The sequence below is a fragment of the Massilia timonae CCUG 45783 genome (assembly GCF_000315425.1).
Lineage (GTDB): Bacteria > Pseudomonadota > Gammaproteobacteria > Burkholderiales > Burkholderiaceae_D > Telluria > Telluria timonae.
On the sequence record NZ_JH992925.1, the window covers coordinates 410,871 to 426,342 of the forward strand.

General features: G+C 64.7%; 15 protein-coding genes. 7 read left to right on the plus strand and 8 right to left on the minus strand.

From position 1 onward, the window contains the following. Window positions 1-363 (plus strand): choice-of-anchor Q domain-containing protein (locus HMPREF9710_RS22070; RefSeq protein WP_005670075.1); only part of this gene is annotated, 363 nt, incomplete at its 5' end. 166 nt (window positions 364-529) lie between these two features. Continuing rightward, window positions 530-1,498 (plus strand): IS1595 family transposase, encoded by a 969-nt coding sequence (locus tag HMPREF9710_RS22075; protein ID WP_005670076.1) that lies wholly within the window; start codon window positions 530-532, stop codon window positions 1,496-1,498. Window positions 1,499-1,515: 17 nt separating this feature from the next. On the opposite strand, the gene HMPREF9710_RS22080 is transcribed toward HMPREF9710_RS22075, so the two are convergent. Continuing rightward, a complete protein-coding gene (locus tag HMPREF9710_RS22080) occupies window positions 1,516-2,196 on the minus strand; it encodes an SOS response-associated peptidase (protein ID WP_005670078.1) in 681 nt (226 codons plus the stop codon). Between the two features lie 122 nt (window positions 2,197-2,318). Between HMPREF9710_RS22080 and HMPREF9710_RS22085 the strand changes: the two genes are divergently transcribed. The 3 genes from HMPREF9710_RS22085 (at window position 2,319) to HMPREF9710_RS22095 (ending at window position 4,009) form a co-directional block, all read left to right on the plus strand. Beyond that, window positions 2,319-2,723 (plus strand): hypothetical protein, encoded by a 405-nt coding sequence (locus tag HMPREF9710_RS22085; protein ID WP_005670079.1) that lies wholly within the window; start codon window positions 2,319-2,321, stop codon window positions 2,721-2,723. Next, the gene (locus HMPREF9710_RS22090; RefSeq protein WP_005670080.1) at window positions 2,724-2,933 is read left to right on the plus strand and encodes a hypothetical protein; all 210 of its coding nucleotides are present in this window, start codon (window positions 2,724-2,726) and stop codon (window positions 2,931-2,933) included. A 101-nt stretch (window positions 2,934-3,034) separates the two neighbouring features. Next, entirely contained in the window at window positions 3,035-4,009 is a 975-nt protein-coding gene (locus HMPREF9710_RS22095; RefSeq protein ID WP_005670081.1) for a sensor domain-containing diguanylate cyclase, read from the plus strand. 40 nt (window positions 4,010-4,049) lie between these two features. On the opposite strand, the gene paoC is transcribed toward HMPREF9710_RS22095, so the two are convergent. The 7 genes from paoC to HMPREF9710_RS28080 form a co-directional block, all read right to left on the minus strand. Continuing rightward, window positions 4,050-6,257 (minus strand): aldehyde oxidoreductase molybdenum-binding subunit PaoC, encoded by a 2,208-nt coding sequence (gene paoC / locus HMPREF9710_RS22100; protein WP_005670082.1) that lies wholly within the window; start codon window positions 6,255-6,257, stop codon window positions 4,050-4,052. Window positions 6,258-6,261: 4 nt separating this feature from the next. After that, window positions 6,262-7,215, minus strand: coding sequence for an FAD binding domain-containing protein (locus HMPREF9710_RS22105; protein WP_005670083.1), 954 nt, complete (start codon window positions 7,213-7,215; stop codon window positions 6,262-6,264). Then, complete coding sequence (gene paoA / locus HMPREF9710_RS22110; protein ID WP_005670084.1) at window positions 7,212-7,865, minus strand: aldehyde dehydrogenase iron-sulfur subunit PaoA; 654 nt, start codon at window positions 7,863-7,865, stop codon at window positions 7,212-7,214. The genes HMPREF9710_RS22105 and paoA overlap by 4 nt, the downstream gene beginning before the upstream one ends. Window positions 7,866-8,187: 322 nt before the next feature. Further along, window positions 8,188-9,996: a PHA/PHB synthase family protein gene (locus HMPREF9710_RS22115; protein WP_005670085.1), complete on the minus strand. Its 1,809-nt coding sequence runs from the start codon at window positions 9,994-9,996 to the stop codon at window positions 8,188-8,190. A gap of 28 nt (window positions 9,997-10,024) precedes the next feature. Beyond that, window positions 10,025-10,873, minus strand: coding sequence for a universal stress protein (locus HMPREF9710_RS22120; RefSeq protein ID WP_005670087.1), 849 nt, complete (start codon window positions 10,871-10,873; stop codon window positions 10,025-10,027). Window positions 10,874-11,279: 406 nt separating this feature from the next. Beyond that, window positions 11,280-11,525, minus strand: a complete 246-nt coding sequence (locus HMPREF9710_RS28075; RefSeq protein ID WP_157225693.1) for a hypothetical protein — start codon at window positions 11,523-11,525, stop codon at window positions 11,280-11,282. Window positions 11,526-11,587: 62 nt separating this feature from the next. Next, window positions 11,588-11,929: a Rap1a family protein gene (locus HMPREF9710_RS28080; protein ID WP_005670089.1), complete on the minus strand. Its 342-nt coding sequence runs from the start codon at window positions 11,927-11,929 to the stop codon at window positions 11,588-11,590. A gap of 86 nt (window positions 11,930-12,015) precedes the next feature. Between HMPREF9710_RS28080 and HMPREF9710_RS22135 the strand changes: the two genes are divergently transcribed. Together HMPREF9710_RS22135 and HMPREF9710_RS22145 are read left to right on the plus strand one after the other, a co-directional pair. Then, a protein-coding gene (locus tag HMPREF9710_RS22135; protein ID WP_229409704.1) for an IS3 family transposase occupies window positions 12,016-13,574 on the plus strand; the annotation gives its coding sequence in 2 pieces (ribosomal slippage) (window positions 12,016-12,478 and window positions 12,478-13,574; 1,560 coding nt in all). A 779-nt stretch (window positions 13,575-14,353) separates the two neighbouring features. Then, on the plus strand, window positions 14,354-15,412 hold the full coding sequence (locus tag HMPREF9710_RS22145) for an IS481 family transposase (protein ID WP_005670091.1): 1,059 nt from the start codon (window positions 14,354-14,356) through the stop codon (window positions 15,410-15,412). Window positions 15,413-15,472: the final 60 nt, after the last annotated feature.

Sequence of the window (15,472 nt, forward strand, 5' to 3'; positions counted from 1 at the left end):
GGCGACTTCTACTTCACGAAGGCGGGCGCCAACAATGTCCATGTGCACAACAACATCGTGTACGACAACAAGTACGGCATCTCGGAGCAAGGCACCACCGGCAAAGGCAACACCTATAAGAACAACCTGGTCACCAAGAACACGACCTATAACTTCCAGCTGCGTAACGGCCTGACCCATACCGGCACCATCAGCTCGGAGCCGCTGTTCGCCGGCTACTCGCGTACCGCGGCAACGCCGGACTACAAGCTGACGGCCAGCTCGCCGGCCGTCGGCCGCGGCATCGCCACCTACGCGCCGAAGACCGACATCGACGGCAAGGCACGTGGCAGCAGCATCGACCTGGGCGCGTATCAGCGATAAGCAGCGTTCATTGCTTGTGATGGCGGCATCGCCGCCTGTGAATGGCCCGGACGTGGAAGCGTCCGTGCCATTTTTTATGGCGCTGTACTCGTTAGATATGGATGAGCATTGAACTGTTGAGCTGACTCGCGGTCCAATCCCGGTCGCATCGATTGGGGAGCGCGCCATGCAAGCGCCGAAGTTCGAGAAGCTGTTTGCCCAGCTGGCGCTGCTGAACCAGCCGCAGCGTCGGCAGGTGCTGGCCGCCCTGCATCCGGCAGCCGGGCTCGACCGGATGATCGCTCTCATCGGCGCTATTCGCTCAAAGGGGCGGCGTTGCCCCGATTGCGCCTGCGAGCGTTGTCACCGGCACGGCCAGGCCAACGATTTGCAGCGCTTTCGCTGTTGTGCATGCGGCCGCACCTTCAACGACCTGACCGGCACGCCGCTGGCGCGGCTCAGGCACAAGGGCAAGTGGCTCGATTATCTGGAAACGGTGCTCGATTCCCGCACAGTGCGCGCCGCGGCCAAGCGTGTCGGCGTGCACCGCAACACGACCTTCCGCTGGCGTCACCGCTTCCTCGACCGGGCCAAGGACGACCGGCCCGAGCGCCTGGTCGGCATCGTCGAGGCGGATGAAATGTTCTTGCTCGAATCGCAGAAGGGTGCGCGCAAGCTCGACCGCCAGCCGCGCAAGCGTGGCGGCAGGGCCGCCCTGCGCGGCATCGCGCATCACCTCGACTGCATCCTGGTGGCGCGCGACCGCAGCGGCCAGACCATTGACGCCGTCACCGGCCGCGGCGCCCTGAAGGTGGCCCAGCTGGTGAAACACCTGCTGCCGAAACTCGATTCGCAGGCGCTGCTGGTCACCGACGCCAACGCCGTCTACTCCGCCTTCGCCCGTGCCCATGGTATCGCACACCAGGCTGTCAATCTCAGTGTCGGGGAACGAGTCCGCAACGGCACCGAGGGCGCCATCCACGTTCAAAACGTCAACGCCTATCACCGACGGTTCAAGGAATGGCTGGCGCGCTTTCATGGCGTGGCGTCACGCTGGCTGCCCAATTATCTGGGCTGGCAGTGGGCGCTCGATGGCGGGCGAGTCACTTCTGTCGAGCAACTACTGCGTATTGCATTCGGGGTCATCAACAGATAACGATGACAGCGCCTTTTTTATTCGGTTTCGGTATCGATCGGCTGCACGACCTCGGGGCCGCCGAGCCCGGCACGGTTGACCAGCGTGCTGACCGCGTGCCATTCGAACGCATCCGAGGGCAGGGCGGCGCGGCGCGCGAACGCCAGCGCTTCCTCGCTCGAGAGCGCCGGATCGAGCCAGGTCTCGGCGTCGCGCGCGTCGAGCACCACCGGCCGCCGGTCGTGGATGTCGAGCATGCCGCCCGAGGCGTCGTCGGTCACCAGCACGAAACCGGCTTCGGCGCGGTTCTCGGTAAAGCCGCCGAAATTGGCCAGGGCCAGCATGAACAGCGGCGCGCCGTCCCGGCGGTGGATATGCCACGGCTGCTTGTGGCCTTTTTCTCCGGTCCATTCATACCAGCCTTCGGCCGGCACCAGCGCCCGGCCCGACTTGAGCAGGCCGCGCCAGTAGCGGTTGGTGAGCTTGTCCATGCGCGCATTGATCGTCACCGGCACCTTGCCCTTGGCCCAGCGCGCCTGGTAGCTCCAGTACACGTCGTCGACGCGCCGCTCGCCGTCCTGGATGTGCAGCACGGGTCGGTAAGTGCCGGGCGGCACGTTATAGGCCGGCGCGGATTCGCTGTCGTACACCGCGTCGAGCCAGCCGATGGCGCTGGCGTAGTTGCGAGCCGTCTGGCTCTGGTCGAATCGTCCACACATGGCTCGATACTAGCGCAAGCCGCTGCAAGGCAGCACGCGGCAGGCGTGCCAGGCGTGCGGCGTTTGGCCGCGCCGTCCGGCAATGGTATGCTCCGGGCTCACACGATTGACAAGGAGCAGGTATGGCAGCAGGCTGGTGGACCGTATTGAAGACCGTCCCGTGGAGCGAGGTGATCAGCGCCGCGCCCCAGGTGGCGACCGGCGCGCGCCGCCTGTGGGACACGGTCAATCGCAAGCCGGGCGCGGTGGACCCGGCGACCGGCTTGAGTCCCGAGATGGCGGCGCAAGAAGACGACATCATCGGCCTCCTGATCGCGCGTTCCGAACAGAACGACGCGGAGCTGAACGACTTGCGCAACCAGATGCGCTCGGCTTCCGAACTGATTGCCAACCTGGCCGACCAGAACGCCCAGCTGATCGCCAAGATGGACGTGCAGCGCCAGAAGCTCACCTGGCTCGGCGTGACCGCCGGCCTGTCGGCGCTGCTCTCCGTGGTGGCCCTGATCCTGGTGGCGGTGCGAACCTGAATGAAAGTAGTACTGATCTGTGCGACCCTGTTCATCTTCATCTCGATGTTGCTGAACGGGGCGCGTCGGCGCGGCAAGCTCAATGACAGCGCCAACCGCGCCGTGACGGGGCTGGCCAATTCGATGCGCATCTTCGTGTTCGGCCTGCTGTTCTTCGTGGCGATCGTCTGCGTGGCGATGGCCTGGCACATGCTGCAAAGCCCGCCTTGACCCCGGCCGGCGCGGCTGCGTCAATCGGCGCTTCTTTCGGGGGGGGGCAGGAAATTCCGGTATGATTTGAATTGTTTCCTAAATTCAACATCTGCCGATCCGTGACTCAAAAGCCAGAATCCATCAGCAGCCTGCCCGCGCGGGTCCTCAATCTCGTCGACTGCGGTGTGATCGTGCTCGACCACGAAGGATGCATCGTCCTCTGGAACGGCTGGCTGGTGCCGCGTTCCGGCCGCGGCGTGGCCCGCATGCAGGGCCACACGCTGATCGAAGTCTTTCCCGACCTGCGCGGATCGCGCGTCGAGGCGGCGATCCTCGCCGCGCTGCTCGAAGGCGTCGCCACCGAGCACGTGCCGCCCTCGCATAACCGCGCGCCATTCCCGCTGCGCGAACCGGGCAGCTTCGACGGCGCTCTGATCGACCAGGCGGTCGCGGTCACGCCCTTCGACGATGGCGGCCAGCGCTTCTGCCTGATCGAGATCCGCGACGTGAGCGGCGTCGCGGTGCGCGAGCGGCGCCTGCTGGAACACGCCGAGTCGCTGCGCGCGCGGTCGTACATCGACGGCCTGACCGGCATCGCCAATCGGCGCCAGTTCGACGTGGCGCTGGAGCGCGAACTGCGCCGCGCGCAGCGCGCCGATGGCGCGCTGGCGCTGCTGCTGGTCGACATCGATTCGTTCAAGGCCTATAACGACCACTTCGGCCACCAGCAGGGCGACAGCTGCCTGACCATGGTGGCCCAGGAGCTGGCCGGCATGCTCAAGCGGCCGGCCGACCTGGCGGCGCGCTACGGCGGCGAAGAGTTCGCGGCCGTGCTGCCCGACACCACGCTCGAGCAGGCGCGCGTGCTGGCCGACCGCATCCGCGCCCACGTCGCCGGCCTGGGCCTGCAGCAGGCGCCCGCCGCCCACCATCCGGAGGTCACGCTCAGCATCGGCGTCGCCGCCTTCGACCGCGCGCGCCTGAACGCGCCGGAAGCGCTGATCGAGGCGGCCGACAAGGCCTTGTACGCGGCCAAGCGCGGCGGACGCAATCGCGTGGTCGCCGACGGCGACCAGGTGGACGCCGTCGCCTGAATGCCGGCCTGAATGCGCGCCTGGACGAAGCCGCCTGTGGTCAAGCGGACAGCGGCATCTTCTCGATCAGCTTGTCGAGCGTGATCGGATACTCGCGCACCCGCACGCCGGTCGCGTTGTAGACCGCGTTCGCGACCGCGGCGGCGACCCCGCAGATACCGAGTTCTCCCACGCCCTTGGCCTTCATGGGCGAGGACAGCTCGTCTTCTTCCTTGAGGAAGATGACTTCCTGGTGAGGGATGTCGGCATGCACCGGCACCTCGTAGGTGGCGAGATCGTGGTTGGCGAAGAAGCCGAGGCGCTTGTCGACCACCAGGTGTTCCATCAGCGCGCCACCGACACCCATGGTCATGGCGCCGATCACCTGGCTGCGCGCCTGCTTCGGATTGAGGATGCGGCCGGCCGCGCACACGGCCAGCATGCGCCGCACCCGCGTCTCGCCGGTGATCGCGTCGACCGCCACTTCGACGAAGTGGGCGCCGAAGGTCGACAGCTGGTTCTTCTTGTCGAGGCCCCCGGAAAATTCGATCGTGTCCTCGGCCACCAGCTCGCCGCCGGCGGCGGCTTGCGCCAGCGGCAGGTTGCGCCCGCCCGCACGGACCGTGCCGTCCACGAACTCGGCCTCGCGTTCAGCCACGCCGAGCTCCTTCGCCACCAGTTCGCGCAGCTTGGCGCAGGCGGCGTACACGCCCGAGGTCGAGCTGTTCGCGCCCCACTGGCCGCCGGAGCCGGCGGAGGTGGGGAAGGTGGAATCGCCCAGGCGCACCTCGACCCGCTCGAGCGGCACGCCCAGCATCTCGGCGGCGGTCTGGCCGATGATGGTGTAGCTGCCGGTGCCGATGTCGGTCATGTCGGTTTCGACGATCACCTTGCCGTCCTTCGCGAGCCGCACCCGCGCCGCCGACTTCATCACCGGGCTGTTGCGGAAGGCCGAGGCCACGCCGTAGCCGATCAGCCAGCGGCCTTCGCGCGCTTGGCCGGGCTTGGGGTTGCGCTTGTTCCAGCCGAACTTCTCGGCGCCCATGCGCATGCACTCGACGAAGCGGCGCTCGGAGAATTTGCGGATCGGCTTTTCGGGGTCGACCTTGGTGTCGTTCAGGATGCGGAACTGCACCGGATCGATGTTCAGCTTTTCGGCCATCTCGTCGATCGCGATCTCGAGCGCCATCATGCCCGGCGCTTCTCCCGGCGCGCGCATCGCATTGCCTTCGGGCAGATCGATCAGGGCGACGCGGGTCGCGGTCATGCGGTCGGCGCCCGCGTACAGCAGGCGGGTCTGCTGGGTCGCGACTTCCGAGCTGCCCTTGGGCAGGTTGCCGTTCCAGGACTCGTGGCCGATGGCGGTGATGCGGCCGTCGCGGCCGGCGCCGATGCGGATGCGCTGGATGGTGGCCGGGCGGTGGGTGGTGTTGTTGAAGATGAGATGACGGTGCAGCGCCACCTTGACCGGGCGCTTGGCCGCGCGCGCGCCGAGCGACGCCAGCAGGGCGTCGGCGCGCAGGAACAGCTTGGAGCCGAAGCCGCCGCCGACATAGGGCGAGATCACGCGCACCTTTTCCTTCGGCATGTTCAGCGTCTTGGACAGGTCCTGGACGCACCAGTTGATCATCTGGTTCGAGGTCCACACCGTCAGCTTGTCGCCTTCCCAGAGCGCGGTGGACGCGTGCGGCTCCATCATCGCGTGCGACTGGTCCGGGGTGGTGTAGGTGGCGTCGAGTTTCACGGGCGCGGTATCGAAGCCGCGCTGGAAGTTGCCGGCGCTGGAGTCGGACGGGTCGTCTTCCCAGTCCGGCTTGACCGCCTTGTCTTTTTCGGCGGCCAGGTCGAAGCGGCCCTTCTCTTCGACGTATTTCACGCGCACGAGGGCAGCGGCGGCGCGCGCCTGCTCGAAGGTCTCGGCCACCACCAGGGCCACGGCCTGGTGGTAGTGCTCGACCTTGGGGCCAGCCAGCAGGTGGGCGACGTTCTTGTCGCCCTTGCCGAGCTTGCCGGCATTGGCGGCCGTGACCACGGCCAGCACGCCGGGCGCGCGGCGCGCGGCATCGATCTCGATCGAGGCGATGCGGCCCTTGGCGATGCTGGAACCGACCACGAAGCCGTGGGCGGCGTTCGGCACTTCCTTGTGGTGCTCGTAGGCGTAGGGCGCCGTGCCGGTGCACTTGAGCGGGCCGTCGATGCGGTCGAGCGGCTGGCCGACGTAGCGCTGGCGGTCGATGGGATTGGTGGTGGCGGGAGTGGTGAATTTCATGGGATCAGCCTTTCTTCGCTGCGTTCATCGCTTCCGCGAGGGTGCGGTGCACCAGGGCGACTTTGAACGCGTTGTCCTCGGTGGTGCGGGCGCCGGCCATCAGGCGGTCCGACACCGCCTTGGCGCCTTGCGTCATCTGCCGTTCGGCCTCTTCGACCCGCCATGGCTTGTGGGCAACGCCGCCGACCGCCACGCGGCCGCTGCCGTCGGGCAGGATCACGGTGGCGACCGAGACTAAAGCAAAAGCATAGGAAGCGCGGTCGCGCACCTTGCGGTAGGCGTGCACGCCGCCCAGCGGCTTCGGCAGCTTGACCGAGGTGATCAGTTCGCCCGGTTCGAGTACGGTCTCGATGTGCGGGGTGTTGCCCGGCAGGCGGTGGAAGTCAGCGATCGGGATGCTGCGCATGCTGCCGTCGGCCTTCACGGTCTCGACCTCGGCGTCGAGCAGGCGCATGGCGATCGCCATATCGCTCGGATGGACCGCGATGCAGGCGTCGCTGGCGCCGACCACGGCGTGGTGGCGGGTGAAGCCGCCGATGGCGGCGCAGCCGCTGCCCGGCTGGCGCTTGTTGCAGCGCTGCGCCGTGTCGTAGAAATAGGGACAGCGGGTGCGCTGCAGCAGGTTGCCCGAGGTGGTCGCCTTGTTGCGCAGCTGGGTCGAGGCGCCGGCCAGCAGGGCGCGCGACAGCACCGCGTAATCCTTGCGCACGCGCGCGTCGGCCGCCAGGTCGGTGTTGCGCACCAGCGCGCCCACGCGCAGGCCGCCGTCCGACGTCGGTTCGATCTTGTCGAAGCCCAGGCCGTTGACGTCGACCAGGGTGGTCGGGGTCTCGATCTCGAGCTTCATGAGGTCGAGCAGGTTGGTGCCGCCGGCGATGAAGCGGGCGTTCGGGGTACGGGCGACGAGCTGGGCGGCTTGAGCCGGCGAAGTGGCGCGCTGGTAGGTGAATGCCTTCATGCCTTGACCCCTCCCACTTCGGTGATCGCGTCGATGATGTTCGAGTAGGCGCCGCAGCGACAGATATTGCCGCTCATGCGTTCGCGGATCTCTTCCACCGAGAGCAAGGGCTTCGCATTCAGGTCGGCGGTCACGTGGCTCGGAATGCCCTGGCGGATTTCCTCGATCACCGACACGCTGGCGCAGATCTGCCCGGGGGTACAGTAGCCGCACTGGTAGCCATCGTGCTTGATGAAGGCGGCCTGCATCGGGTGCAGCTTCTCCGGCGTGCCGAGGCCCTCGATGGTGGTGATCTCGGCGCCTTCGTGCATGACCGCCAGCGACAGGCAGGAATTGATGCGGCGGCCATCCATGATGACGGTGCAGGCGCCGCACTGGCCCTGGTCGCAACCCTTCTTGGAACCGGTCAGGTGCAGGTGCTCGCGCAGCGCGTCGAGCAGGCTGGTGCGGGTGTCCAGCTGCAGGGTGACCTGCTTGCCGTTGACGGTGAAGGTGACGCCGGTGGTGACCGGCTCGGGAGTGGTGGTCGCGGTAGCCGTCGGTGCGGCCTCCTGGGCGTGCGCTCCCGGTACGGCCGCGGTCGATACCGACAGCGCGCCGGCGATCAACAGGTCGCGCCGGGTGAGCTTGACGTCGCTGAATTGGTCCATGCTTGTGGCTTCCTTCTCTAGAGTGCGTTGCCCACGCCCGTACCCGGCGTCGATTTGGCGGCGCCAGCAGGTGTGGAAGGGCTTGCGGAGTTGTCGAAATGATTCTAAGTCAGCTGTCGGGAAGGCCGCGTTCCCTTGAAACCTGAAGTATCTTGTTGACTGTAAATATCAGCCGGCAAAATGGGTACCCCGGCAGGCGAGCACGCGAGCAGGCATGGCGGCACGGGCGGCACGGGCGGCACAGGCGGCACAGGCGGCACAGGCGGCCCGCGTGCTGGTCGGAGGGGCGGACCAGCCGTTGGCGCGTTAGGAGGAGGCCGGTCTACTGCTGAAGGACGTAGTCGCCCGGTGCGGGCGCGGTGTCCGGGATGGGGGCCGGCGGCGGGACATATTTGCCGGCGTGGCGTACGAGCCATTGGTCCCAGGCCGGCCACCAGCTGCCTTCGAGCTGGGGCACGCGCGCCAGCCAGCGGTCGGGATCGATGTACGGATCGTCATGCCGGTGCACGGCGACCTGGTAGCTGCGGTTGGCGCTGCCCGGCGGCGAGACCACGCCGGCATTGTGGCCGCCGCTGGTGAGAATGAAGGTGATCTCGGTGTCGGTCAGCGGGATGATCTTGTACACCGAGCGCCATGGCGCGACGTGGTCGGTGAGCGTGCCGACCGCGCAGATGGGCACGTCGATGTCGCTCAGCGAGACCGGCCGTCCGCCGGCCAGGTAACGCGAGCTGGCCAGGCTGTTGCGCAGGAACAGGCGGTGCAGGTATTCGGCATGCATGCGATAGGGCATGCGGGTGGCGTCGGCATTCCAGGACATGAGGTCGCTCTCCTGCTCGGGCAGGTCGAGCAGGTAATGGCGCAGGCGTCGCGACCAGATGAGGTCGTTGGAGCGCAGCAGCTGGAAGGCGCCGGCCATCTGGCGCGTGTCGAGGTAGCCCTGCTGCCACATGGCGGCTTCCAGGAAGCTGACCTGGCTGTCGTCGATGAACAGCGACAGCTCTCCAGGCTCGGTAAAGTCGACCTGAGCCGCCAGCAGCGACATGCTGGCCAGGCGCCGGTCGTGGTCACGCGCCATGGCGGCGGCGGCGATCGCGAGCAGGGTGCCGCCCAAGCAATAGCCTGCCGCATTGATCTTGCTGGCGCCGGTCTGGGCCACGATGGCGTCCAGCGCGGCGGTGACGCCCAGCTGGCGGTAGTCGTCCATGGTGAGGTCGCGGTCGTCGGCCTGCGGATTTTTCCACGACACCATGTACACGGTATGTCCGCGCTCGACCAGGTAGCGCACCAGGGAATTGTGCGGCGACAGGTCGAGGATATAGAACTTCATGATCCAGGCCGGCACGATCAGCAGCGGCACTTCGTGCACGGCGGGGCCGACCGGATCGTAGCGCAGCAGTTCGATCAGCCGGTTCTGCATGACGACCTTGCCCGGCGTCACCGCGACTTCGCGCCCCGGCCGGTAGTTGACCACGCGCGGCTTGCCGGCGAGGAGGCCTTGCGCGTCGCGCCAGGCGCGCATGGCGCCGTTGACCAGGTTCATCCCGCCGCTGGCGAGCACGGCGCGCTGCACGACGGGGTTTGTGGTGACGAAGTTCGACGGCGCCACGCAATCGAGCATCTGGCGCGCGACGAAGGTGACGACGTCGGCATGGTGCGGCGCGACCCCGCGCACGGTGGAGGTGGCGCGGTGCCACCATTGCTGGCTCAGCAGGAAGCCCTGGCTGAGCTGGCGCCAGGGCGAGGCATTCCAGGCCGGATCGACGAAGCGTTTATCCTGAGCCAATGGCCGCACCGGATCGACCGCGTCGTCGGCCGGCGTGGCCAGGTATTGGAGCCAGCGCTGCCAGCCGAGGACGGCGTCGGTGGCTAGCTCGTGCTGCTTGTCGGGCGACATCATGAGGTGGCAGGCCCAGTCGAACCAGGCCATGCCGAGCGCGGCCGGCGACAGGTTGCCGGTGAGGCGGCCGAGCCAGGCCCACAGCACCAGGTCGGCATGGACCTGGCCGCCGCCGGCGACCCGCGCATGGCGGTGGGTGCCGCCGAGCCAGGCGCTGCCTTCGACCCGGCGCGTGCTGCCGGCGGCATCGGGGCGGGGATCGGGACGGGGACCGGGCCGGGTATCGGGCGCCATGGCGGAGGCTCGCGGCTAGCACTTGCGCTCAGTGCGCAATCAGGAGCGGCGTCGTGCTGCCGGCCAGCAACGAGCGGGTGACGCCGCCGAGGACGAACTCGCGGTAGCGGCTGTGGCCGAAGGCGCCCGTGACCAGCAGGCCGGCATCGTGCTCGCGCGCCACCTTCAGGAGCGCCTCGCCGGTGCTGCTGCGCGTGGTCTCGATGAGGACGTCGACCTTGACCCCGTGGCGCGCCAGGTGCAGCGCCATGTCGGCGCCCGGTTCTTCTCCATGCATCTCGGCCATGGCGCCGGGATTGATGAGCGTGAGCTTGACCGTATCGGCTTGCCGCAGCAGGGGCAGGGCGGCGGAAATCGCGCGGATCGCCTGCATGCTGCCGTCCCAGCCGACCACGGCGGTGCCGGGCAGGGGCCGTTCTTTCCAGCCGGGCGGCACCACCAGCACGGGGCGCGCGCCGTGCAGCGCGATGTATTCGGGCAAGCCGCGCGCCTGGGCTGGAATGCCCGGCACGGCGATCGGTTCGGCGTCGCGGCTGACGATCACGAGGTCGGCGTAGCGCGATTCGAGCAGCAGGGCGTAGCGGGCGTCGTCCTCGAGCATGCGGGTTTCGAAACTGCCCACGCCATGGCGCTGGACGGCGGTGCTGAATTCTTCCAGCCGCGCCTCGACCGCCTCGCGCACGCCGTTGAAATCGGATTCGGGCATCATCGGCGCGCCCATCGAGCCGACCAGCAGGGAATAGTCGAACCAGGAAATGCCGGTGGCGGCGCTACCGACGAGGTGGGCGTCGAAGGCGTTGGCCAGCTGTGCGCCGGCGCGCAGGCGCGCCTCTTGCTCGGGACTGCCGTCGACGTGAACCACGATGGTCTTGTACATGCTCATTCCTTTCTTCTCGGTAAAAGCGGACTCGGGCGGATAGGCGTGCCGGTATCCGCCACCGGAGCGGACCCTGGATGGCATCTGGCCTATACGCTTGGATTACTCGAAGTCCACTTTATTCCCGGACTGGGAGCGTGTCAGGGACGTGGTTGATGTGAATCAAAAAAGCAAGAAAGAAGGACGGAGGAACGCGAATCGGAATTGTCTTCTGTGCGTACGACTGTTCTGACGCAAGGACGCGGTGGCGATTACCTCCTTCAGGCCTTGTGACTGTGCGGGGTGGCCGCATACCTATGTCATTACCGGCGATGTGGTCGGTTCTCTTGTGTCTCCATCTCGGCCCTGCCGAGGACTTGGCCGTTGCCTGCTTCGTGCGGCAGCGGCCTTTTTTTATGTTTTATGCTCAGGTGGAGGCGCCTGGGGTGCGTGCCGCGACCAGGTCCGGCGCGGCGACAGGGCGCGGCTCGGCGGGCGCCGGCCTGGTGGCATGCGCGCTCGGGTCGCCGGGCGCAAGCACTTCCCAATTCGTGCTGACCAGGTCGAGGACCATTTCTTCTTGCCGGCCGCAGCAGGTGCAGGTGCGCTGGTCTCGGGATGCGTTGTACTGCCAGGAATGGGTCGTCGTCAGCGCGCTCGCGATGGCGGACAAGACCGATTTTGATGCCGAGAAAAATCCCATGATGCTCACCAGAAGTTAACTTGGTCAGCGTATTACGGAACTTGTAAATGCGCAAGATCTCGAACGGGTAAATGCACCGGGTTCTTGATCACGGTCACTCGAGTGTTGCGAAATGGATGAACGGGCGGGCACCACCGCACGCCAGCCGTTCCGTCCATTACACCATCCATATAGCCCATCGTCCGCTTGCGGCGGATCGACGCCAGATCGCTGTCGGGCAGGGGGCGCATATCGCGCACGAATTGCTCGCCGGTCATCGCGGGTACATGCGGCGATTGGGGCGCCCCGGCGGCCGACGCGGCCCAAGCTAGCACCAATACGCTGAGCGCGCCTGCAATACCCAATTTTGGGACTATGGCTTTCCGTTTTTCCATCTGATCTCCTTTGCCCCCTCTGTCAGGATAGATGTCGCGTCACTTGAATCACTTTAATCCATCCGGGGGCGGAGCAAAGACGCGCAGTGAATCAGTACCCAGCAGAACGCAAGGAAGCCATTCTTCGGCAAATGATGCCACCGGAGAACAGGCCGGTATCGGCCCTGGCGAAGGAGAGCGGCATCTCGGAACAGACACTTTATACTTGGCGACGAAATCTACAGTCTCAGGGAGTGCCGGTGCCGGGAAATGGAAAGAATGCGGTCGTGTGGTCGTCGGCCGACAAGTTTGGCGTGGTGCTGGAAACGGCACACATGAACGAGGCGGAACTGGCTCAATACTGTCGTGGCAAAGGCTTGTTCGTCGAGCAGGTTGCCGAATGGCGCGAGGCCTGTCAGCAGGCCAATGAAGCACCGGCCGAGCGCAACCGGGAGCTGCGCGAGCAAAGCAAAAGCGACCGCAAAGAAATCAAGCAGTTGAAGAAGGATTTGCAGCGCAAAGAGAAGGCACTGGCAGAGGCAGCGGCGCTGATCATTCTCAGAAAAAAAGCCCAGGCGATCTGGGGGGAGCCCGAGGACGATTGATCGGCACTCCAGATCGCCAGCAGGTGATTGCACTGGTTGAAGAAGCCGTCGACGGCGGGTGTCGGCGTGCACAGGCCTGTAGCGCCTTGGAGATCAGCCTTCGCACCTATCAGCGCTGGATGCGCGACGGTGACGGCGATAACGGCCAGGTTGACGGACGAAAAGGCAGCCGCCGCGTGGCGCCGGCCAACAAGCTGAGCGAAGACGAGCGCCAGCGAATTCTGGAGGTTGCCAACAGCCCTGAATTTGCCAGCAGTCCGCCTAGTCAGATCGTGCCGACCTTGGCTGATCGAGGCGAGTATTTGGCATCAGAATCGACTGTCTACCGGATCTTGAAAGACGAGAAGCAGCAGCATCACCGCGGCCGCGCAAAGAAGCCAAGCACAAGGGTCGTCACGAGCCACTGCGCAACCGAGCCGAACCGCTTGTGGGCGTGGGACATCACGTGGTTGCCGACCGGAGTGCGGGGCTTGTATTTTTACTGGTACATGGTACTTGACGTCTACAGCCGCAAGATCGTCGGGCACGAAGTGAATGTCGCCGAGTCGGCTGAAATGGCATCGCTGCTGATGCACAAGGCCAGCTTGGCCGAGGGACTGGCCGGGCGTGAGGTGGTGCTCCACTCGGACAATGGCAGTTCGATGAAAGGCTCCACAATGTTGGCGACGTTAGAAAAGCTGGGGATCATGCCGTCGTTCAGCAGGCCTCGTGTGAGTAACGACAATGCCTACGCCGAGTCACTGTTCCGGACCTGCAAATACCGGCCGAACTATCCGAGCAAGCCGTTTGAAAGTATCGAAAAGGCGCGGCAATGGACGCTGTCATTTGTGCAGTGGTACAACCATCAGCACAAGCACAGCGGCCTGAAATTCGTGACGCCTGCGCAGCGCCATGACGGCAGGGACGCGGCGATCCTGAACCACCGCAAGCAGATCTACGAGGCTGCGAAGCAACGCCATCCGGAGCGCTGGAGTGGGGCTACTCGGGACTGGGAATTGAACGATGAAGTCTGGCTGAATCCGGAACGGAAACCGCCAGAGCAATTAAGAAAAGCCGCATGACTTGACGCGACATCTTTGTTGACAACTACCGTTTGTGGGCCACCCATGTTCGCTGTAGTATGCGCGCCGCAAATTTGGGGAGGTCAACTTAGAAGTGGAAGAAACGCATGGTCAAGACGATCATCGACCCGACGCTGATTGCGTTCGGGACCAGCAAGCGGTGTCAGAAGCGGTCTCAAGTTTGACATCTGGACACGGGCGCCAGTTCGGCGCGGCCGAGGTCGCCGCTGGCGAGAGTCGTCGTCCAGCAGGCTTGCATTGATGAACTACACGTCAGGATTAGGAGGATCGTTTAAATTGTCACATTGTGCGAACTCTGACGGATACCATTTCCTAAGCAGTTGAAGCGTAAGCGATCCTGTTTTCTTGGCTGCAACGTCGAAGCCATCCTGATCCAGGTCTTGAAGCGCGATGAGGACGCTCAAGGGATCGGTTCTACCTTCTTTCTGGTGCGTAATCACGAGGCTGTCGTTGTCTACACTTATCGATACACAAGGAAGCTTCATAATTTCCTCAATGAAAGCAGGAGCACTGCAGTGCACCGTGCTGACCTTACGGTTCAGATGGTCGGGATTTATCTCCAGCTTCGGCTTGCGATCGTCGGGATAGTCACCAGTATAGGCGACGGATGAGTGCCTGAGAGACCGTAATTGTTTAGTTCCGTGCGATCATTTTCCTCGTCGTAGCTGGCCTTTGTTCCGTGCAAAGGCTATGCTCGACGACTTGATTGCTGGATTCAGCAGTCCCGGCATTCAATCGCACCAGGAGGAGTTGGCAGCATGAGTTCACGCATTCACCCGCAAGCCCGTACCACCCCGAAAATCCGACAGGAGATCAAGGATTCGGGCCTATCCGACCGACAGGCCGCGAAGGTTTTCAACATCAGCCGCCCGACCGCCCGGAAATGGCTCAAGCGGGACGACGTGCAGGACCGCTCGCACCGTGCCCACACGCTGCATACGACCTTGAGCGCAGCGCAGGAAGCCATCGTGCTCGCGCTGCGCCAGTCGCTCTACTTGCCCCTCGATGATCTGCTGTTCATCACGCGGCAGTACATCAATCCCGACGTTTCTCGATCAGGCATTGCACGCCTGCTCAAGCGCGAAGGCATGTCGCGTCTTGAAGACGTGATCCCGAAGGCCGAGGGCGAAACGATCGCTCCCAAGAAGACCTTCAAAGACTACGAACCAGGCTTTATTCATATCGACATCAAGTACCTGCCGCAGATGCCGGACGAGACCTCGCGCCGCTACCTGTTCGTCGCCATCGACCGCGCTACCCGCTGGGTCTTCATGCACATCTACGGCGACATGACCGACAAGAGCAGCGTCGATTTCCTGCGCCGCTTGAAGCTGGCCTCGCCCATCAAGATCAGCAAGATCCTGACCGACAACGGCTCGCAATTTACCGACCGTTTCGCCACCAAAGACAAAAAGCCAAGCGGCCAGCACGCCTTCGACGTGGCTTGTGCCGCACTGCCTGCCGAGCACCGTCTGGCGCCGCCGCGGCACCCGCAGACGAACGGCATGGTCGAGCGTTTCAACGGTCGCATCAATGAATTGCTGCAGCAGACCCGCTTCGACAGCCGTGCCGATTTGCAGACCACATTGATGAACTATTTGAAGCTATACAACCACCACATTCCGCAGCGTGCACTCGATGCAAAGACGCCCATCCTCGCGCTCAAAGAATGGCAGCAAAAACGGCCGGAATTATTCGTTAAGCGGGTTTATGAACAGGCGGGACTTGACACGAATCGATCCAGAGGCGTCTCTGCAATAGAGACGGAAAAAGCGATGGGATCGAACCGAAGGTCGCGAAAATCGGGTCGCCTGTGAATCAAGCGAGCATTGCGGAAGTAATCCGCTTTTGCGGAACTATTCACATTCCAAAATTTT